Origin of the sequence: Nocardia sp. SSK8 (genome assembly GCF_037034205.1) — a bacterium.
Taxonomy (GTDB): domain Bacteria; phylum Actinomycetota; class Actinomycetes; order Mycobacteriales; family Mycobacteriaceae; genus Nocardia.
In genome coordinates, this window is record NZ_JBAGKD010000005.1 from 108,936 (window position 1) to 127,065 (window position 18,130).

General features: G+C 69.6%; 21 protein-coding genes. 14 read left to right on the top strand and 7 right to left on the bottom strand.

What is annotated here, in order from left to right:
- Nucleotides 1-13: 13 nt before the first annotated feature.
- The 3 genes from tuf (at nt 14) to WA675_RS11895 (ending at nt 2,820) form a co-directional block, all read left to right on the top strand.
- Nucleotides 14-1,204: an elongation factor Tu gene (gene tuf, locus WA675_RS11885; RefSeq protein WP_336084296.1), complete on the top strand. Its 1,191-nt coding sequence runs from the start codon at nt 14-16 to the stop codon at nt 1,202-1,204.
- Between the two features lie 229 nt (nt 1,205-1,433).
- Nucleotides 1,434-1,928 (top strand): hypothetical protein, encoded by a 495-nt coding sequence (locus WA675_RS11890; protein ID WP_336084297.1) that lies wholly within the window; start codon nt 1,434-1,436, stop codon nt 1,926-1,928.
- Between the two features lie 76 nt (nt 1,929-2,004).
- Nucleotides 2,005-2,820: an alpha/beta fold hydrolase gene (locus tag WA675_RS11895; protein WP_336084298.1), complete on the top strand. Its 816-nt coding sequence runs from the start codon at nt 2,005-2,007 to the stop codon at nt 2,818-2,820.
- A gap of 110 nt (nt 2,821-2,930) precedes the next feature.
- Here the strand turns inward: WA675_RS11895 and WA675_RS11900 are convergent, their stop codons facing one another.
- The 3 genes from WA675_RS11900 to WA675_RS11910 all read right to left on the bottom strand — a co-directional run bounded on the left by WA675_RS11900 (nt 2,931) and on the right by WA675_RS11910 (nt 4,338).
- The gene (locus tag WA675_RS11900; protein WP_336084299.1) at nt 2,931-3,284 is read right to left on the bottom strand and encodes a nitroreductase/quinone reductase family protein; all 354 of its coding nucleotides are present in this window, start codon (nt 3,282-3,284) and stop codon (nt 2,931-2,933) included.
- 67 nt (nt 3,285-3,351) lie between these two features.
- Nucleotides 3,352-3,783, bottom strand: a complete 432-nt coding sequence (locus WA675_RS11905) for a PPOX class F420-dependent oxidoreductase (RefSeq protein ID WP_336084300.1) — start codon at nt 3,781-3,783, stop codon at nt 3,352-3,354.
- A gap of 57 nt (nt 3,784-3,840) precedes the next feature.
- Nucleotides 3,841-4,338, bottom strand: coding sequence for an MmyB family transcriptional regulator (locus WA675_RS11910; RefSeq protein ID WP_336084301.1), 498 nt, complete (start codon nt 4,336-4,338; stop codon nt 3,841-3,843).
- Here WA675_RS11910 and WA675_RS11915 point away from each other — a divergent pair.
- Complete coding sequence (locus WA675_RS11915) at nt 4,279-4,779, top strand: hypothetical protein (RefSeq protein ID WP_336084302.1); 501 nt, start codon at nt 4,279-4,281, stop codon at nt 4,777-4,779. The two genes, WA675_RS11910 and WA675_RS11915, sit on opposite strands and share 60 nt — an antisense overlap.
- Nucleotides 4,780-4,789: 10 nt before the next feature.
- The gene (locus WA675_RS11920) at nt 4,790-5,137 is read left to right on the top strand and encodes a hypothetical protein (protein WP_336084303.1); all 348 of its coding nucleotides are present in this window, start codon (nt 4,790-4,792) and stop codon (nt 5,135-5,137) included.
- A gap of 206 nt (nt 5,138-5,343) precedes the next feature.
- Here WA675_RS11920 and WA675_RS11925 read toward each other — a convergent pair whose 3' ends face one another.
- A complete protein-coding gene (locus tag WA675_RS11925) occupies nt 5,344-5,961 on the bottom strand; it encodes a TetR/AcrR family transcriptional regulator (RefSeq protein WP_336084304.1) in 618 nt (205 codons plus the stop codon).
- Entirely contained in the window at nt 5,961-6,317 is a 357-nt protein-coding gene (locus WA675_RS11930) for an SPW repeat domain-containing protein (RefSeq protein ID WP_336084305.1), read from the bottom strand. The genes WA675_RS11925 and WA675_RS11930 overlap by 1 nt, the downstream gene beginning before the upstream one ends.
- A 322-nt stretch (nt 6,318-6,639) precedes the next feature.
- Between WA675_RS11930 and WA675_RS11935 the strand changes: the two genes are divergently transcribed.
- The 4 genes from WA675_RS11935 to WA675_RS11950 all read left to right on the top strand — a co-directional run bounded on the left by WA675_RS11935 (nt 6,640) and on the right by WA675_RS11950 (nt 9,793).
- Complete coding sequence (locus WA675_RS11935) at nt 6,640-7,839, top strand: NAD(P)/FAD-dependent oxidoreductase (protein WP_336084306.1); 1,200 nt, start codon at nt 6,640-6,642, stop codon at nt 7,837-7,839.
- A 19-nt stretch (nt 7,840-7,858) separates the two neighbouring features.
- Nucleotides 7,859-8,068, top strand: coding sequence for a hypothetical protein (locus WA675_RS11940; RefSeq protein WP_336084307.1), 210 nt, complete (start codon nt 7,859-7,861; stop codon nt 8,066-8,068).
- 47 nt (nt 8,069-8,115) lie between these two features.
- Nucleotides 8,116-8,880: a glutamate racemase gene (locus tag WA675_RS11945; RefSeq protein ID WP_336084308.1), complete on the top strand. Its 765-nt coding sequence runs from the start codon at nt 8,116-8,118 to the stop codon at nt 8,878-8,880.
- A gap of 139 nt (nt 8,881-9,019) precedes the next feature.
- Nucleotides 9,020-9,793, top strand: a complete 774-nt coding sequence (locus WA675_RS11950; protein WP_336084309.1) for a DNA alkylation repair protein — start codon at nt 9,020-9,022, stop codon at nt 9,791-9,793.
- 52 nt (nt 9,794-9,845) lie between these two features.
- Here the strand turns inward: WA675_RS11950 and WA675_RS11955 are convergent, their stop codons facing one another.
- Both WA675_RS11955 and mftR2 read right to left on the bottom strand, forming a co-directional pair.
- Nucleotides 9,846-10,901 (bottom strand): ferredoxin--NADP reductase, encoded by a 1,056-nt coding sequence (locus WA675_RS11955; protein ID WP_336084310.1) that lies wholly within the window; start codon nt 10,899-10,901, stop codon nt 9,846-9,848.
- A 37-nt stretch (nt 10,902-10,938) separates the two neighbouring features.
- Complete coding sequence (gene mftR2 / locus WA675_RS11960) at nt 10,939-11,577, bottom strand: mycofactocin system transcriptional regulator MftR2 (RefSeq protein ID WP_336084311.1); 639 nt, start codon at nt 11,575-11,577, stop codon at nt 10,939-10,941.
- A gap of 210 nt (nt 11,578-11,787) precedes the next feature.
- Here mftR2 and mftA point away from each other — a divergent pair, with 210 nt between their 5' ends.
- The 5 genes from mftA to WA675_RS11985 all read left to right on the top strand — a co-directional run bounded on the left by mftA (nt 11,788) and on the right by WA675_RS11985 (nt 17,923).
- On the top strand, nt 11,788-11,892 hold the full coding sequence (gene mftA, locus WA675_RS11965) for a mycofactocin precursor MftA (RefSeq protein ID WP_278261447.1): 105 nt from the start codon (nt 11,788-11,790) through the stop codon (nt 11,890-11,892).
- Between the two features lie 14 nt (nt 11,893-11,906).
- The gene (gene mftC, locus WA675_RS11970; protein WP_442945611.1) at nt 11,907-13,388 is read left to right on the top strand and encodes a mycofactocin radical SAM maturase; all 1,482 of its coding nucleotides are present in this window, start codon (nt 11,907-11,909) and stop codon (nt 13,386-13,388) included.
- Between the two features lie 139 nt (nt 13,389-13,527).
- On the top strand, nt 13,528-14,925 hold the full coding sequence (gene mftF, locus WA675_RS11975) for a mycofactocin biosynthesis glycosyltransferase MftF (RefSeq protein WP_336084312.1): 1,398 nt from the start codon (nt 13,528-13,530) through the stop codon (nt 14,923-14,925).
- 10 nt (nt 14,926-14,935) lie between these two features.
- Nucleotides 14,936-16,447, top strand: a complete 1,512-nt coding sequence (locus WA675_RS11980) for a GMC family oxidoreductase N-terminal domain-containing protein (RefSeq protein WP_336084313.1) — start codon at nt 14,936-14,938, stop codon at nt 16,445-16,447.
- A 105-nt stretch (nt 16,448-16,552) separates the two neighbouring features.
- Nucleotides 16,553-17,923 carry a GAF domain-containing protein gene (locus tag WA675_RS11985; protein ID WP_336084314.1) on the top strand — a complete coding sequence of 457 codons (1,371 nt, stop codon included), beginning with the start codon at nt 16,553-16,555 and terminating at the stop codon, nt 17,921-17,923.
- Nucleotides 17,924-18,130: the final 207 nt, after the last annotated feature.

Genomic DNA, 18,130 nt, shown 5'->3' on the forward strand with positions numbered 1-18,130 from the left:
CAGGAGGACCACAGTGGCGAAGGCGAAGTTCGAGCGGACGAAGCCCCACGTCAACATCGGCACCATCGGTCACGTCGACCATGGCAAGACCACGCTGACGGCTGCTATCACCAAGGTGCTGGCCGACAAGTACCCGGACCTGAACGAGAGCTTCGCTTTCGACCAGATCGACAAGGCGCCGGAGGAGAAGGCTCGTGGTATCACGATCAACATCTCCCACGTCGAGTACCAGACCGAGAAGCGTCACTACGCGCACGTCGACGCCCCGGGTCACGCCGACTACATCAAGAACATGATCACCGGTGCCGCCCAGATGGACGGCGCGATCCTGGTCGTGGCCGCCACCGACGGCCCGATGCCGCAGACCCGTGAGCACGTGCTGCTCGCCCGTCAGGTCGGCGTGCCCTACATCCTGGTCGCGCTGAACAAGTCGGACATGGTCGACGACGAGGAGATCCTCGAGCTCGTCGAGATGGAGGTCCGCGAGCTGCTGGCCTCGCAGGAGTTCGACGAGGACGCGCCGGTCGTGCGCGTCTCGGGCCTGAAGGCCCTCGAGGGTGACCAGAAGTGGGCCGACTCGGTCCTCGAACTGATGTCCGCCGTCGACGAGTCGATCCCGGACCCGGTCCGTGAGACCGAGCTCCCCTTCCTGATGCCGGTCGAGGACGTCTTCACGATCACCGGTCGTGGCACCGTCGTCACCGGTCGCGTCGAGCGCGGCATCATCAACGTGAACGAGGAAGTCGAGATCGTCGGCATCCGCCCGGAGAAGACCAAGACCACGGTCACCGGTATCGAGATGTTCCGCAAGCTGCTCGACCAGGGCCAGGCGGGCGACAACGTCGGTCTGCTGGTTCGTGGCATCAAGCGCGAGGACGTGGAGCGCGGCCAGGTCGTCGTGAAGCCGGGCACCACCACCCCGCACACCGAGTTCGAGGGCCAGGCGTACATCCTGTCGAAGGACGAGGGCGGCCGCCACACCCCGTTCTTCAACAACTACCGTCCGCAGTTCTACTTCCGTACGACTGACGTGACGGGCGTTGTGACCTTGCCCGAGGGCACCGAGATGGTCATGCCCGGTGACAACACCGAGATGTCCGTCAAGCTGATCCAGCCGGTCGCCATGGACGAGGGCCTGCGTTTCGCGATCCGTGAGGGTGGCCGCACCGTCGGTGCCGGTCGCGTCACCAAGATCGTCAAGTGATTTCGTAATCACTGACACCGCAACGGCGTCGCTCCTCCGGGAGCGGCGCCGTTCGGCGTTTCCGGGACCTGTTGTCTCGCAAGGATTCCGCAAGCCCACCCCGCGATAATCATTCGAGTCCCCCGGCCGGACATGGCACCATGGGGGTAGCGATGTAGCGGGGGTGATGCTCATGATGCCTGGGGGAGAACAGAATTCGGGTCGGGATCCGGCCCACACGCCGTATCGCGTGCCGGATCCAGCTCGCTGGCCCACGCGTCCGCCGCCGGAGCCGTTCGTGCTGCCCTCGCAGCGCCGGTCCGAGGAGGCCTACCGCGCACAGCTGCGAAAGCCGCCCACCCGCTCCGGTTCGACGAACAGCGCCACCGTAATGGGTGCCGTCGCCATCGTCGGCATCGCCGCGGTCATCGGTGGTGCCTATCTGCTGGACCGGCCTTCGAAGCCCGAGACCGTGACGGCCTCGTGCGTGCGCGAGGAACGCAACGGGGCGCGCACCGTCGTCGCCGACAGCCAGTGCAGCGGTACGGGTTCGGGCGGGTCGTACAGCAAGACGTCCACGACGTGGCCGCAATACCGCTACTACTACGGTGGCAACGCCCAGCTGGGTCAGGCGCCGACAGGTGGTTCCACCATCAAGCCGAGCAATGTCGAGATCAAGACCAAGAGCGGCACCGTCATCCAGCGTGGTGGACTGGGGCGCGGGGGCGGCGGCAGCGGTTCTTGACCCCCGGAGTCATCGCGTAGTCACGCCGCGCCCGATAGCGTTCCGGGCACAGATGTCCGGACGGATCGGAGGCGGCGTGGCTGTGGTGCAGGGGTTCGAGGTCAGCGAGGGTGTGCTCGAACACGGAATGCCGTACCTGGCGTTCGGGCAGGGGAATCCGCTGGTGTTCCTGCGGTGGTTCATGCCCGATCACGCCAATCCGACGGGCTGGATGCGTAAGTCGGAGGTCAAGACCATGGCGCCGCTGGCCCGCCGGTTCCGGGTGTACGCGGTCAACCGGGCACCCGGCATGGCGGCCGGTACCACCATGGCCGATATCGCCCGCGAGCACGCCGAGGCCCTGCTCGCCGAGTTCGGCGGCCCGGTGGACGTGCTCGGCATCTCCTCCGGCGGCTCCCTGGCACTGCAACTCGCCGCGGACCAGCCGCGGGCCGTGCGACGGCTCGTCGTCGCCTCCTCGGGCTACCACCTCGAGGACTCCGCCCGGCAGTCGCAGATGAAGTACGCGACCGCCGCCGCCGCGGGCAAGCGCTCCCTGCAGCACCTGCTCACCCAGGGCATCGAGTCCCCGCTCAAAGCCCGCCTGGTCGGTGCCGTCGGCTGGCTCGCCGACCCTCTGGTCCGCCCGAAGAACCCCGCCGACACGCTCGCCTTCGTCCACGCCGAAGACGCTTTCGACCTCGACGGCCGCCTCGCCGACATCACCGCCCCCACCCTGATCATCGGCGGCGACCACGACGAGTACTACTCCACCGACACCTTCCGCCACACCGCCGACGGCATCCCGTCCGCCCGGCTCGAGATCTACCCCGACACCAACCACCTCGGCGCGATCAAACACCCCCGCTTCGCCGAGGACGTCACCGAGTTCCTCACCGCCGCAACCCCCTGAGAACCGCCCGCCGTTCCGTAGCGGACTCTCGCGCCCGAACATCCCCAGGCCGGTGCCGTCCTGGACCTGTTCTGCCCGTGCGCGGGACCGGCGGGTCCGTACGCGACGGGTCAGTTCTGGTCCAGGCGGACGCGGACGGAGACCTGGCCGCGGTCGTTGCGGCGGGTGATGGCGTGGCCGGGGCGGTCCACGCCGTCGAGGCGCAGGGTGATGGGGGCGCCTTCGCCGAGGAAGTTGCGCCACCAGGTCTTCTTGTCCGGCATGGCGACGCCGATGAGGTAGTCGTCGCCGGAGCGGCGGTAGTTGACCGGGGTGGTGAAGGTGCGGCCGGAGCGGCGGCCGACGTAGCTGACCTGGGTGAACGATTTGCCCAGCAGCTTTCCGATGACCGGTGCCTCGGTCAACGCGACGACTCCCGCGTTGAATCCGCGCAGCCCTCGGCGTGCCAACGATTCCTGTGCCATCGGTTCCCCTGACTCGTGGTGTGTCTGGCTGGTTCCGAGGCTACCGGCGATCAGCGAGTTCGGCCGGTCAGCGGATCCGGGCGCCGTAGACGTGCTCCACCGCCAGCGACAGCAGCACCCGCCGATCCGACACCATGACCGACCGGTACTCATCCCAGTCCGGATGTTCGCCCGCCGCGGCCCGGTAGTAGTCCACCAGCGCCTCGACCTCGGGGCCGTGCGGATCGGTTCCCGGTCCGATCAGTGTCGCCGTGCCCTCGGCCGTGGCCCAGCCCCAGCCGTCGGCGCTGGTCACCTCCAGGGCCGCGCGCGGGTCACGCCGCAGGTTCACCGTCTTCGCCCGGCCCTCGGTCATCGACACGTAGATCACCCCGGCCGCACGGTCGAAATATGGTGTCACCGGCGACAACTGGGGGAGCCCGCTCCTCTTGATAGTCGCGAGTACGCCGAGGCGGGCCTCGGCGAGCAACGCCCACGGGTCGAACTTCTCTTCGGGCACAGCGGATCTCCTTCGGGTAGGAACCGATCGACTGCAGGAACCACCGGCGCGAGCGGTTTATGCCCGGCCGGTTCGGACGGCCACTTCCATACTGCGAGTGTCGGGTTCGAGTCCGGTGGCGAGCAGGCGCAGCGCGTCGGCGGAGCTCGCGTCGCGCGGGGTGTAGACCTTGAGCCGGTGGTCGGGGCTGTCGGGTTGCAGCCAGACCTGGTAGTCGACGTCCGCCGCGGTGCAGTCGGCCACCTCGCCCTGCGCCCACAGCGTCGCGAATTCGCTACTGCGCATGGCGAGTTCGCCGATCAGTTCGGCCAGGCGCGCGTCGCGGGGATGGCGGCCAGCGGTGAGACGCAGGTAGGCCACGTGGATGCGGGCGAGCTCGGACCAGTTGCGGTGCAGGTCGCGGGCGTGCGGGTCGAGGAAGAACTGACGCGGGATCGAGGGGCGGCGCTCGGGATCGGCGGGGGAGTCGATATCCAGGTGTCCGGCGAAGAGGGCGTGGCCGGTGCGGTTCCAGGCGAGTACGTCACCGCGACGGCCCAGGATCAGCGCGGGCATGGTCTGCTCGACTTCCGCCTGTTCCGCCGCCCCCTGTTCGCCCTCGCCATTCTCACCGGCTTCCTGCCCCTGGCCGCCTGGTCGGCCACCGCCTACCTCGGCGCCACCTACCTCCAGTCCATCCTGGACCTGACCATCACCCGCGCCGCCCTGCTGACCGTCCCCGGCGCCCTCGTCCTGACCGTCACCGCCGTGCTGACGCCACTGCTCGTCGAACGCATCGGCCACGCCACCGCCCTGATCGCCGCCCACGTCTTCATCGCCCTCGGCCTGCTCGCCCTGCTCCCGACCGGCCCCACCAGCGGCCTCACCTGGTACCTGCTCGCCACCATGATCGCCGCCCCCGAATTCGCCCCCCGCCCTCCCCGAAACCCTCCAACTCACCACCGGCAAGCTCGACCGATTTCGCGCGTTACGGCTACGACGACGCGACGCTGGTGATCTCGCGCTGATGCGGGTGGATCAGATGTACGCCGAAGCGCAAGTTGTCGACTTCACCGCACGGCTGCTCGCGGGATTGATCGGCCAGCTGGGTGCTGAAGCGGTGCGGGCCGCGCTGCCGTCGGCCGTGCCCTGGGTGACATTCCTGCCGGAATCCGATCGCGAGGCCTTCCTCGCCGAACTGGTCGCTGTCGCGAACGGCGCTGCGGCACTGGAGAATCTGGCGCCGCTGGCGATCCTGCTCACCCAATGGCGACACAGCGCGGAACTGTACGCCGACCCCGCCCTGCTCGATCTCGTCACCCGCGATCCGGAAGCAGATCTGGGCCCGGTGCCGCCACCCGACATCGCCCAGTAGGGAGTCCCGAGTCTAGATGGCGAGGATGTCGGTGGACCGGCGGAGAACATCGATGACCACCGGCGCGGGATGGACGTCACCGTCCGGGTAGTCGATTTCGCCGAGGGCGGGGTCGGTGGTCCAGGCGAGTTGTTCGGGGCCCAGGGAGAATTCGGCGTGGCTGTCGGGGCGGTTGCCGCGGGGGTCTTGGCGGTGCCAGGTATCGCTCAGCCCAGGTGGGACATGCCCGCGGCGACCACCTGGGCGACGTTGAGGAGGTCGTCGGAGGTGGGGACGGGGAGGTCGTCGAGGGCGTGCAGGCGGTCGGTGCTGGCGATGGCGAACATGGCCGAGACCCAGGCGGCGGCGCAGGCGTGCAGGGTGGCGGGGCGGATGGGGGTGGGGACGCTGTCCTGCAGGACGCGGGCGGTGACGTCGAGGAGCTGATCGCGGAGCTGGCGCAGGCGGCGGCGGACGTCGGGGTGGGTGTCGGCTTCGCGCCACATGATCACCCGCAGCACCGAGGAGTGGTGGTCGCGCAGGTTGAGGGCGGTGTCGAGGTTGATCAGGCTGGCGGCGGGATCGCCGGGGGCGACCACGGTGTGCAGGTCCTCGATCGGATGCTCGGGGACGCGTTCGCGCATGAGCGCGGACAGGATCGCGTTCTTGGTGGGGAAGTAGTAGAAGACCAGGCCCTTGGGCACCCCGGCGGCCGCGGCCAGGGCCGCGGTGGGGGTGGCGTCGAAACCCTGGGCGGCGAACAGGGTTTCGGCGGCATCCAAGATGAGTTGCCGGGCGTCGCCGTCGCGTTTCGCGCTGCGGCGCCCGGCGCGTCGGCCCGGCATCAGTGATGCGGTGCCATGTTGTGCAAGCGCGCGTTCATCGCGGGCAGCGCGGCGACCGCCACCACCGCCGTCACGACCCCGACCACCCATGCGGTCCAGGATGCGCCGCGGAAGGCGGTGAAGTCCATCACCCACGGCGAGATGAACAGCAGAACGCCGAACAGGCCCATCGCGTAGTCGGCGCTGGACATGCTCGCCCGTGCCATCTGGACCAGTCCCGTCGCGGCGATGAGGACGCCGAGCACGATGAGAGTCCAGCGGGCGTTGTCGTTGGTGCTGACCCACAACGGAGACAGCGCGGTGAAAGCGCCGAGCACGACGGCGAGAAAATCCTGTGCGCGGCTGTCGGTGAACATGGGGTGTGCCTCCTAGATGAGCCGAAAAATCCTTCTGACCTCGGTCTACTCCTGATTGACCGCCCGGTCGATACCGGAATCGGCACGGTTGGGTTGCGACGTGGGTGTCACCTGTGGCGGTGCGCACTGGTACAAAGATTTCGGGGCCGTAGTGGCCCGCGACACAAGAACATGGCATGCTCGGTCAGCGCCCGGAGGCGGCAGCCTGCGTAACCACGTAGGGCGCCCGAGCATGCCGAATCGAGACAGCATGGTCCGGCTCTCGGCGGCGGTGGCTCGCGCGAGCACGCAGGGCGGGCGTGCATGCCGAGAGGACACAGTTATGAGCGCCCCCATCGTGATCGTCGGCGCGGGTCTGGCAGGCCTGCGCACGGCAGAAGAACTGCGCCGAGCGGGCTACGAGGGTGAGGTGGTGCTGCTCGGTGACGAGGCCCGCCCACCCTACGACCGCCCGCCGCTGTCCAAGCAGTTCGTCCGCGGCGAGACCGACGACACCACCCTGCGCCCGCCGGAGTTCTTCGCGGAGAAGAACATCGAGCTGCGCCTGGGGACCGCGGTGACCGGCGTCGACACCGCCGCCCGCACCGTCACCCTGGCCGACGGCAGCACCCTCGGCTACGACCAGCTCATCATCGCCACCGGCCTGCGCCCGCGCCGCCTGCCCGGCCTGCCCGAGGTGGCCGGGGTGCACGTGCTGCGCGCCCACGAGGACGCCGCCACCCTGCGCGCGGAACTCGACGGGGCCGACCGCGCCCTCGTCATCGGCGCCGGTTTCATCGGCTGCGAGCTGGCCGCCAGCTTCCGCGCCGCGGGCGTGGCGGTCACGGTGGTGGAGCCGCAGCCCACCCCGCTGGCCTCGGTGCTCGGCGAGCAGATCGGCGCCCTGGTGGCCCGCCTGCACAGCGGCGAGGGCGTCGACCTGCGTTGCGGGCTCGGCGTGGACACGCTGACCGTCGACGACGCGAACCGGGTGCGCGGCGCCGTCCTCACCGACGGTTCGGAGATCGCCGCCGACCTGGTGGTGCTCGGCGTCGGCTCGGTCCCGGTCACCGACTGGCTGGCCGGGTCCGGCATCGAACTGGCCGAGCGCGCGGCGGGGGGCGGCGTGCTCGCCGACGAGGTCGGCCGCACCTCGGCCGAGGGCGTGTGGGCGGTCGGCGATGTCGCCGCCTGGCAGCACGACACCGGCGTCCGCAAGCGCGTCGAGCACTGGACCAGCGCGGGCGAGCAGGCGAAACTGCTGGTCACCGCCCTGCTCGGCGGCGCGCCCCCGACCGCGGCCCGGGTGCCGTACTTCTGGAGCGACCAGTACGACCTCAAGATCCAGGCCCTGGGCACCCCGTCCCCGGCCGACGACGTCACGATCGTCACCGACGATGGCCGCAAGTTCCTCGCCTACTACTCCCGCGACGGCATCCTCACCGCCGTCCTGGGCGCGGGCATGACCGCCCAGGTGATGAAACTGCGCGCCAAGCTCACCACCGCGACCCCGGTCGCCGATCTCCTCGCCGCCGCGGGCTGATCCGGATTACCCTGGCGGCGTGGGGATTACGAAGTACTCGGCAGGCGATGTGGTGGAGTTCCCGTCGGGGCCGTTCGGTGGCATCTGCGGTGTCGTCCAGGAGGTCGACGCCCGGCGGTCGACGGTGCGGCTGACCTTCGCGGAGGGCACCACGCACCGCGAAGGCGGCGTGCTGCGCGAACGCAGACACACCATGACGGTCGGCTTCGACGAGATCGAGCTGGTGTGACCGTGGTCGCGGCGGGCCGACGCGGGGCCCTGTAATACGGTGGACCGGTGATCGTCGCGCTCATCGATTCCGGCCTCGGCCTGCTGCCGACGGCCGCGTGGTTGCGCAAGCTGCGGCCCGATGTGGATCTGCTGCTCCTGCTCGACCCCGACGGCGCGCCGTGGGGCCCCAAGCCGGAGGACTGGGTGGTCGAGCGGGTGCTCGGCGCGGCCCGGCAGGCGCTCGAGCTCGGTGCCGAGGTGATCGTGCTGCCGTGCAATACCGCGAGTGTGACGGCGCTGGACCACGTGCGCGCGGCGGTGGGGGAGACGGTGCCGGTGATCGGGACCGTGCCCGCGATCAAGCCGGCCGCCGCGCAGTGCCGCTCGGTGGCGGTCTGGGCGACGGCGGCGACCACCGCCAGCCGCTACCAGGCCGACCTGATCGCCCGGTTCGCCGGTGACGCCAAGGTCGTCGGCGTGGCCTGCCACGGCCTGGCCGACGCCATCGACCGCGGCGACCTGCCCGCCATCCGCGACTCCATCGCCGACGCCGCCGCCCGCACCCCCGCCGACGTCGAAGGCGTCGTCCTGGGCTGCACCCACTACCCGCTGGTCGTCGACGCCATCGTCGCCGCCCTGCCCGACGGTGTGCGCCTGTTCGACAGCGCCCAGGCCGTGGCCGCCCAGACCATCCGCAAGATGGACGAACTCGGCCGCCCGAGCACCGGCACCGGCACCGGCACCGTGCGCACCAGCGGTCGGGTGGGCGAATTGCCCGCGAGCGCCGCGACTTTCGAATCCGGCCGCCTACTCGGCGCCCTCGCAGAATAGCGCCACCCCGCGCCCGAGCCGCTGCGCGTGGGCCGCGTTGGGTAGGTGCGGTGTCGTGCGGGTGAGAGTGCGGCGCGTGGCGGGGTGGGGCCGCGTCAGCCGGGATGTCGGCGGCGGGATGTCGGTCCGTCGGTGTTGAATGCGAGAGATTCCGCCGACGTTGGGAGGGTTCGTGTCAGAACTGCCTGTCGCCGCTGACGTCCGCGCGGCGCTCGCCATGCACGCCGACCCCGCCGACGCCGAGCACCTGCGACGCTTCTTCAAAACAGGCCCCGGTGAGTATGGGGAGGGCGATGTCTTCCTCGGTGTCCGCGTGCCCGCCACCCGCAAGGTCGCCAAACAGTTCGCCACGCTGCCACTGGATCAGATCGGCGAACTCCTCGACAGCCCCGTCCACGAGGAACGCTTGGCCGCCCTGCTCATCCTGAATGCCCGCTTCGCCGCGGCCTCGAAACCGCGCACCCGCGACGACGACGCCCGCGCACGGATCGTCGAGTTCTACTTGGCCGCCGTCCGGCGGGGTCGAGTGAACAACTGGGACCTGGTCGATGCCTCCGCCGAACACATCATCGGGCCCTGGCTGCTCGACCGGGACCGTACCCTGCTGTTCGAACTGGCGCGGCGGGATTCGCTGTGGGAGCGGCGGGTGGCGCTGCTGTCTACCTTCACCTTCATCAAGGCGGGCGACCCGAGCACCACCCTCGAACTGGCGGCGACGCTGCTCGACGACCGCCGCGACCTCATCCAGAAGGCTCTCGGCTGGATGCTGCGCGAGGTCGGCAAGCGCGTCGACCGGACCGCGCTCACCGGTTTCCTCGATACCAACGCGGCGGCGATGGGCCGCACCGCGCTGAGCTACGCGACCGAACACCTGCCCCCGGACCAGCGAGCCGCCTACCGTGCGATGCGCTGACCTCGGCCTACTGCGTAGAGCGAGCGTCGCCCGCGCGATCCGGCGGCTCGGCCTAGAACTGGATCTTGAGGTGATCGGTGACCGGGCGCGCCTGGCAGCCCAGGATGTACCCGTTCTCGATGTCCTCGGGATCGAGGATCTCCGCGTTGCCCATCTCGACCTTGCCCTCGAGCACGGTGCAGGCACACGACCCGCACTCGCCCTCCTGGCAGGAGTAGGGCACGTCCAGGCCCTTGTCGAGCATGATGTCGACCAGGGTCTGCTTGCGCGGCCAGGACAGCTCGTGCACCTGCCCGTCCAGCTCCACCTCGACGGTGGCCGCGTCGGCGGCCTCCTCGTCGCTGACCTCGGCCGGGGCGTGATCGGCGAACGGGTCACCGGCCAGGGAGTTGAAGATCTCGGCGTGCGTGCGGGCGCGCGGCACGTCGAGCTGGGCCAGGGTGTCGTGCACCAGGTCCATGAACGGCTTGGGCCCGCACATGAACGCCTCGTAGGCGGTGTAGGGCGCCACCAGCCCGGCCAGCATGTCGGCCGTCGGCAGGCCCTGGAGCGGCTCGAGCCAGTGGATGACGGTCAGCCGCTGCGGGTGCTTGCCGACCAGTTCGCGCAGCTCACCGGCGAAGATCACCGAGTCGACATCGCGATTGGCGTAGACCAGCACCACCTTGCCCGAGCCCTGCGACAGCGCCGACTTCAGGATCGACATCACCGGCGTGATGCCGCTGCCCGCGCCGAACAGCAGCAGGTTCTCGTCGAGGTTCTTGGGGGTGAACACGCCCGACGGCGGCAGCACCTCGATCTCGTCGCCCGCGGAGACGTTGTCGCACAGCCAGTTCGAGCCGTAGCCACCCTCGGTGCGCTTGACCGTCACCTTGGGCAGATCGTCGGTGAACGGCGAGCTGGCCAGCGAGTAGCAGCGCGCGACCGAGCCGGTCTGCTCGCTGGGGATGCGCAGGGTCAGGAACTGGCCGGGGGTGTAGGCCATCTTGTCGCGGAGCTCGGCGGGCACCTCGAAGACCACGGAGTGGGTATCGGCCGTTTCGGCGATCACCGCGGCCACCCGCAGCACCACCGAGCGCGAACCGTGCGGAACCTCGACTGTGGTCATGTCGTCCTCTCGAACAAAACTAGAACGTGTTTCAGTTTCATGCTAGGTCGGGACGCGCCTGCACTGCAAGCTGTGCCTCGAGTCCGGCGACCAGCACCTCCATCCCGAAGTCGTAGGAGTACTTGCCGCGCAGGTCGCTCATGTACTTCGTGGCCCTGGCCACCGCCTCGGGCAGCGCGACGTCCGCCGGGGCGGAACGGTCACGCGGATTCACCCGGCTGCGGCCGAACAGGTAGGTGTGGATGGTCGCGTACGCGGCCAGCACGTTGCGGTCGCTGAAGCCCGCGTCGAACAGGATCTCCATCACCGCGTCGATCAGGTCGAGCTGCTTGCCGAGCATCTGCTCGAGCAGGATGTCGCCCAGGCCGGGATGCCTGCGCAGTTTATCGTCTATCTGATCGATGAGATCGCGCAGGCGCACCTGCCACGGCCCCGACTCGCGCGGCGGCTTGCGCACCCCGGCCAGCGCGGCGCTGGCCACCAGGTCCAGCAGTTCGCGCTTGTCGGCCACGTAGTAGTACGGGGCCATCGGCGAGACACCGAGCTCGCGCGAGAGCCGCCGCATGGACAGCTTCTCCACACCGTCCTCGCGCACCACGCGCAAAGCCGCTTCAACGATCTCCGATTCCGAGAGCGTGGAATTCGCGCCGCTCCCCGCCCCGCCGTGGTTACGCAAGCCTCTGCCTCACCTCTACTGCCACCGGGGCCCGACCGGCCCCTTCCCGTCCTGCTGTGCGAAGTCTAGAGGTGCGTCACACCCGGCGGGGGCGCTGCGGGGATCGTGCGGGCCAGGAGTGCGCGGACAGCCGGATTTTCCGATTCCGCCCCTTTATGGCAGTGACTGACGTTAAGGTCCGTGGTGACCGGCAACACACTGGAGGTAGTCATGCCCGAGAACGCCACGCGCGCGACCGTCGAGACCGAGGAAGACCTGGTCACCGAGACGCTGATCGAAGAGGTCAGCATCGACGGCATGTGCGGCGTCTACTGACCATGGAGGCAGGCGTGCTCGATCTCGACACCCGCTGGGCGCTGCATCCGCGCGTCTCGCTGCGCCCGGAATCCTTCGGCGCGCTGCTGTACCACTTCGGCACCCGCAAGCTCTCGTTCCTCAAGAGCCGCGATCTGGTCGACGTGGTGCAGTCGCTGCCCGCGCACGCCTCGGTGCGCGAGGCGCTGCGCGCCAAGGGCGTCGGCGCGTCCGACACCCACATCAAGGCGCTGGCCCAGCTGGCCGACACCGACATGATCGTGCCCGCCCCGGGCCCGGTCACCCCGGTGACGCCCGTGCGCATGCCTGCCTCCACCGACACCACCCAGGGCGGCAGGCTCATCGACCGCTTCGAATCCGGTCTGGCCGCGCCGATCTGCCTCACCTGGGAACTCACCTACGCGTGCAACCTGTCCTGCGTGCACTGCCTGTCCTCCTCGGGCCGCCGCGACCCGAATGAGCTGACCACCGAGCAGTGCAAGGCGCTGATCGACGAGTTCGAGCGCATGCAGATCTTCTACGTCAATATCGGCGGCGGCGAACCGACCGTGCGGCCGGACTTCTGGGAGCTGGTCGACTACGCGACCGCCCACCACGTGGGAGTCAAGTTCTCCACCAACGGCGTTCGGATCAACGAGGAGGTCGCCGCGCGGCTGGCCGCCAGCGACTACGTCGACGTGCAGATCTCCCTGGACGGCGCGACCGCCGAGGTCAACGACCACGTGCGCGGCCCCGGCTCCTACGACACCGCCATCAAGGCCCTGTCCAACCTGGCCGCCGCGGGCTTCAAGGACGCGAAACTCTCGGTCGTCGCGACCCGCCACAACATCGCCCAGCTCGACGAATTCAAGGCCATCGCCGACCGTTACGGCGCCACCCTGCGCCTGACCCGGCTGCGCCCCTCCGGTCGCGGCGCCGACGTCTGGGACGAGCTGCACCCGCTGCCCGAACAGCAGCGCGAGCTCTACGAGTGGCTGGTCCGCAACGGCGACGGCGTGCTCACCGGCGACTCCTTCTTCCATCTGTCCGCCTTCGGCTCTGCACTGCCCGGCCTGAATATGTGCGGCGCGGGCCGGGTGGTCTGCCTGGTCGACCCGGTCGGTGACGTCTACGCCTGCCCGTTCGCCATCCACGACCGGTTCAAGGCCGGAAACATCGTCGCCGACGGCGGTTTCGACGCGGTCTGGACCACCTCGGAACTGTTCGGCGAGCTGCGTGAGCCGGTCGACGGCGGCGCCTGCACCAAGTGCGACCACTACGACGCCTGCCGTGGCGGCTGCATGGCCGCCAAGTTCTTCACCGGTCTGCCCGCCAACGGACCCGACCCGGAATGCGTGCAGGGCTACGGCGAAGCGGCGCTGGCGATGCCGGGCCGCACGATTCCGCGCCCGGCGGTGGATCATTCGCGCCCGGTGCGCACCCGTGGCCGACTGTCACTGCCCTTGACAGTCAAGCGCGCGCCAGCCAAGGCCTGCAACGAGAGTCCGCTCGGGTAGACACGCCGGTTGCCGAAAGTGCGCTGCCGATCTTGTTCGCCTGTCCGGCAACCGGTCACGGGCGGATTTCAGGCGGACTTTCCTCCTTTTTTGTGGGGTGATGATGTCTGGAAGCCCAACTGCGCATAGCATGCGAGGAATGCGCCATGATCGTCTGCCCGACGGCTTCGGGGTACGGATCGATCCACGGGTACGCGCATTTTCCGGGGGCCGGATCCTGATCGGTGGAACACCGGCCCGGATGCTGCGCCTGGCCCCGGAGGCCGCCGAGCTGATCGGCGACGGGTACCTGGAGGTCACCGACACCAAGTCCGCGATGGTCGCGCGCCGGCTGCTCGACTCCGGCGTGGCGAACCCGCGTCCGCGGCTGCTGCCCTCGCTCGACGACATCACCGTCGTCATCCCGCTCTACAACAACGCCGACGGCGTACTGCGGCTGCTGGCCACCCTGCGCGGCCACAATGTGATCGTCGTCGACGACGGCTCCGACGAGCCGGTGCGCATTCCGCCGCGCCAGGGCCGCGGCCAGGTGACGGTGCTGCGGCACGAGTCCCCGCTCGGTCCCGCCGCCGCCCGGAATGCCGGGTTGCGGGCGGCGACAACCGAGTTCGTCGCCTTCCTGGACTCCGATGTGGTGCCGCGCAGCGGCTGGCTCGAGGTGATGCTCGGGCACTTCAGCGATCCGCAGGTGGCGCTGGTCGCGCCGCGCATCGTCGCGCTGGACAAGGCGTCCAACGCGCTGGCCCGCTACGAGCACACCCGGTCCTCGCTGGATCTGGGGCGGCGTGAGTCGGCGGTGCACGCGCGCGGCATCGTCTCCTATGTGCCCAGCGCCGCGCTGCTCGCGCGCCGGGCGGCGCTGCTGGGCGAGGGCGGGTTCGACGAGTCCATGCAGGTCGCCGAGGATGTCGACCTGTGCTGGCGGCTGGAACGCGCGGGCTGGCGGCTGCGCTACGAGCCCGCCGCGCACGTGGCCCACGACCACCGCGTCGCCTTCCGCGCCTGGTTCGGGCGAAAGCTGTTCTACGGCACCGGCGCCGCACCGCTGGGCAAACGGCATTCGGGCCTGGTCTCGCCGCTGTCGGTGCCGACCTGGACGGTGCTGGCCAGCCTGTTGTTCGCGACGCTGTCCAAATGGGGACTGCTCGGCGGCCTGGTGACCCTGTGCTCGGCGCTGATCAAATTGCGCCGCGTGTTCACCGAACTCGACAACCCCACCCGCATCGCGGCGGTCTATCTGGCGCGCGGCTATTTCGCGGGCATGTGGCGGCTGGCCTCGGCGATGTGTCGCGACTACTGGCCGGTGACGTTGCTGGCGGTGCTCGCCTCGCGCCGGATCAGGAAGATCGCGATCACCATGGCCCTGGCCGACGGCCTGGCCGACTGGTTCACCCACCGCGACGCGGGCGGCCTGGACCCGGTGCGCTACGTGGCCTACAAGCGCATCGACGACGTCGCCTACGGCACCGGCCTGTGGCTGGGCGCCGTGCGCGCCCGCAGCTTCGAAGCGCTCAAGCCGAGTACCTCGTCGAACTGAGTCCCGCCCCGTGACGCGCACGCTCGTCGTCGGCGCGGGCTCGGCCGGGTGCGTGCTCGCGGCCCGGCTCAGCGCCGACCCCGGCCACGAGGTGCTGGTCCTGGAGGCCGGACCGGTCTGGCCCACCGCCGCCCAGATCCCGGCCGCCCTGCTCGACCCCGGCCATCTCCCGCTCGGACCGGAATCCGCCGTCGTGTGGCGCTACCCCGGAAACCTGGTGCGTGGCAAGCTGATCGGCGGATCCGGCGCCATCAACGGCAGCTACTTCATCCGGCCGCCCGCTACCGACCTCGCGGCCTGGAGCGCGGTGGCGCACAGCGCACGCTGGTCGTACGACACGATCGCGCGCTATTTCCGCGAACTCGAACACGACCTGGACTTCGGCACCGAGCCCGGCCACGGCGACCACGGCCCGATCCCGGTCCGGAGAGTCGCCGACCCGGCCCCGTTCAGCACCGAGTTCGCCGAACGCTGCGTCGCAGCCGGTTTCGCCGAGATCCCCGACCTCAACGCCACCGCCGAACCAATGCGCGCCTACGGCCGAGCCAGCGCACCGCCTGCCGACGACGCGGCGGGTGCCCGAGGACACGCGCGCCTTTCCCCGGACCGGGCATCTTCGGGCGCACGGTCACGAGGTCATGCGCCGGTCGGCTTCGGCCGGGTGCCGCTGGCCATGTCGAACGGACAACGCCGCGGCCCCGCGCTCACTCATCTCTATCCCGCGCTGTCCCGCCCGAACCTGACGGTCACCGGTGCGACCACGGTGACGCGCGTGCTCGTGCGCGGAACCAGGGCAATCGGGGTCGAGTGGTCGCGCGGCCGCGAGCGCGGCACGGCCTACGCCGACCGTGTGGTCCTGTGCGCGGGGGCGATCGAATCCGCCGCGCTGCTCATCCGCTCCGGCATCGGCCCCGAGCGACAGCTCCGCTCCCTCGGCCTGCGCGTGGTCCGGCCCGCCCCGGTCGGCCGCTGGTGCACCGACCATCCCGAGATCGGTCTCGAGTTCCCCGGGCAACCCCCCGCGCGGCCCACCGCTGCCCTCGAATACGTCCTCGAACTCGACGACCTCGAGCTGCGTCCCTATACCCCCGCGTTCACTCCCGGCCTGTGCAGGCTCGGGGTGGCCCTCATGCGCCCGGAATCCTCCGGCGAACTCACCCTGACCTCCGCCGACCCAGCTGTCGCACCCCGGATCGATCAGGGCTACTTGAGTGCCGCCGATGACCGGGAACGGCTGCGCGCGGGTGTCGAGATCGCGGCGGAACTGTTCGGTCTGCGGCCCGGATCAGTCGATGACGCCTGGCTGCGCGGGCACCTGGGAACCTCCCAGCATCTTTCCGGCACCTGCCGGATGGGACCCGCGAACGACGAGCGCGCGGTGGTCGACGAGGGGGCTCGCGTGCACGGCATCGACGACCTTATGGTCGTGGACCTGTCGATCGTGCCGGTGCCGCTCAGCCGCGGACCGCAGGTCACTGTAGTGACGCTCGCCGCAGCGATAGCCGATCTGCTCGCGATGTGACGAAGTGACATCTGATACCACGATGTGACCTGCCGGACAAACCCCCGCTTCTGACAGTTGTTGCCATATGTCACCGGTACAGTTTGTATCGGGAAAGAAAGGCAAATGGTCAGCAATCTTGCAGGTGGGCGGCCCCCACGGCAGGCGGCGGAGTCGGGCGCACAGCTCGGAGCTCTGGAAGCCTATGCCGCACAGGCCCATGGATTTCTCAGTGCCGGTGGTGAACAGCTGACTCAGCTGGCCGGCCTGTTGCGTCCGCTCGTTCTCGAATCCTGGTTGCGCAGTGTGCGCGGTGGTGTCGATCCGACGGATGTAGTCGACGGTCGCGGTCTGCGCGGCGCCGACCTGGTGCGGTATCGCGATGCCCATCCGATCGCGGCGCTCATGCCGCTGATCGACAAACTGCTGGTCCAGGACGCGGCGCGGGCTGGACTCATTGTGACGGTGGCCGATCAGTTCGGCCGGGTGCTCTCGGTGCACGGTCATCCCGAGCAGGTCGCGGCGGTCGCGGAGATCGGCGTGCGCGAGGGCGACGACCTCAGCGAGCGCCGGGTCGGTACCAACGCGGTCGGCCTCGTCGTGCGCAGCGGCCGCGCCACCTGGATCCACGGACCCGAGCATTTCCTGCATCGCATGCACCAGATCACCGGCGCCGCGGCCCCCGTGCACGAGCCGGACGGCCGGTTGATCGGCGTGCTGATGATTGCCGGGGGAATGCGGGTGGCCAAGCCGGAAATCCTCGCGCTGGTGAAAGCCGCGGCGACGGCCGCCGAAATGGACCTGGTCCTGCGGGCCATGCGCGCGGGCCGCGAGGTCCCGGCGCCCGCGCCCGATGCCACCGATCCCGCCGACAACCCCCCGGCCCGGCTCGGCCTCGATGTCCTCGGGCTCGGCCAGCCGCAGCTGAGTGTGGCGGGGGAGCGGGTGTCGCTGTCGCAACGGCATGCCGAGATCCTGCTGTTGCTCACCGAGCATCCGGAGGGGCTGGGCGCCGATCATCTGGCGCTGCTGCTCGACGACACCGATCTGGACAACGGCACCATCCGGGCCGCGATGTCGCGGCTGCGGTCGGTGGTCGGCCCGAGTGTGGTCGGATCGCGCCCATACCGTCTGCGCGTGCATGTCGCAACCGATGTGGAGGCCCTGCGGGCCGCGCTCGACACCGGTGATATCGAATCCGCATTGCGCTTGTACGCGGGGCCGGTGCTGCCGCGCTCCGCCGCGCCGGGCATCTGCGACATCCGCGACGAGCTGCGGGTGCGCTTGCGGACCGCGGTGCTCGCCTCGCGCGACGCCGCCGTGCTGCGCCGGTGGACAGCGGGGCCCGAGGGCCGCGACGACGCCGCCGCGTGGGCCGCCTACCGGTCCACCGTCGACCGCGATTCGCCCCTATATGCGCAGATCGAAGCCAAGATCCGGGTGCTCGACCGGCGCCTCGGTGCCGATGCAACGCAGATGCAACGTTTCGGCTCATAGTCTCCCGTTCTGAAAGTGTGGTAGCTCACACAGCGCGAGCGAATGTGTTGGAGCCCACACTCATGTCCAGGTCGTGGGCGGAGTACGGAAGAGACTGGTCGCCCGTCCGGATTTTTTAGCGGAAAAAGTTTCTTTTTATTAACCGACCGCCTAGTGTCTGCAATGCATGGACAGGCAGCCATGTGATGTAAGTGACAGAGCCGAGGC

Bases quoted from the DNA above. Each gene is read 5' to 3' on its own strand.
- mftA (WP_278261447.1), top strand. From the start codon at position 11,788: ATGCCCGAGAACGCCACGCGCGCGACCGTCGAGACCGAGGAAGACCTG.
- WA675_RS11955 (WP_336084310.1), bottom strand. From the start codon at position 10,901: ATGACCACAGTCGAGGTTCCGCACGGTTCGCGCTCGGTGGTGCTGCGG.
- WA675_RS11950 (WP_336084309.1), top strand. From the start codon at position 9,020: ATGCGAGAGATTCCGCCGACGTTGGGAGGGTTCGTGTCAGAACTGCCT.
- WA675_RS11935 (WP_336084306.1), top strand. From the start codon at position 6,640: ATGAGCGCCCCCATCGTGATCGTCGGCGCGGGTCTGGCAGGCCTGCGC.
- WA675_RS11925 (WP_336084304.1), bottom strand. From the start codon at position 5,961: ATGCCGGGCCGACGCGCCGGGCGCCGCAGCGCGAAACGCGACGGCGAC.
- mftF (WP_336084312.1), top strand. From the start codon at position 13,528: ATGCGCCATGATCGTCTGCCCGACGGCTTCGGGGTACGGATCGATCCA.
- WA675_RS11985 (WP_336084314.1), top strand. From the start codon at position 16,553: ATGGTCAGCAATCTTGCAGGTGGGCGGCCCCCACGGCAGGCGGCGGAG.
- WA675_RS11910 (WP_336084301.1), bottom strand. From the start codon at position 4,338: ATGCCCGCGCTGATCCTGGGCCGTCGCGGTGACGTACTCGCCTGGAAC.
- WA675_RS11900 (WP_336084299.1), bottom strand. From the start codon at position 3,284: ATGGCACAGGAATCGTTGGCACGCCGAGGGCTGCGCGGATTCAACGCG.
- WA675_RS11930 (WP_336084305.1), bottom strand. From the start codon at position 6,317: ATGTTCACCGACAGCCGCGCACAGGATTTTCTCGCCGTCGTGCTCGGC.
- WA675_RS11920 (WP_336084303.1), top strand. From the start codon at position 4,790: ATGCGGGTGGATCAGATGTACGCCGAAGCGCAAGTTGTCGACTTCACC.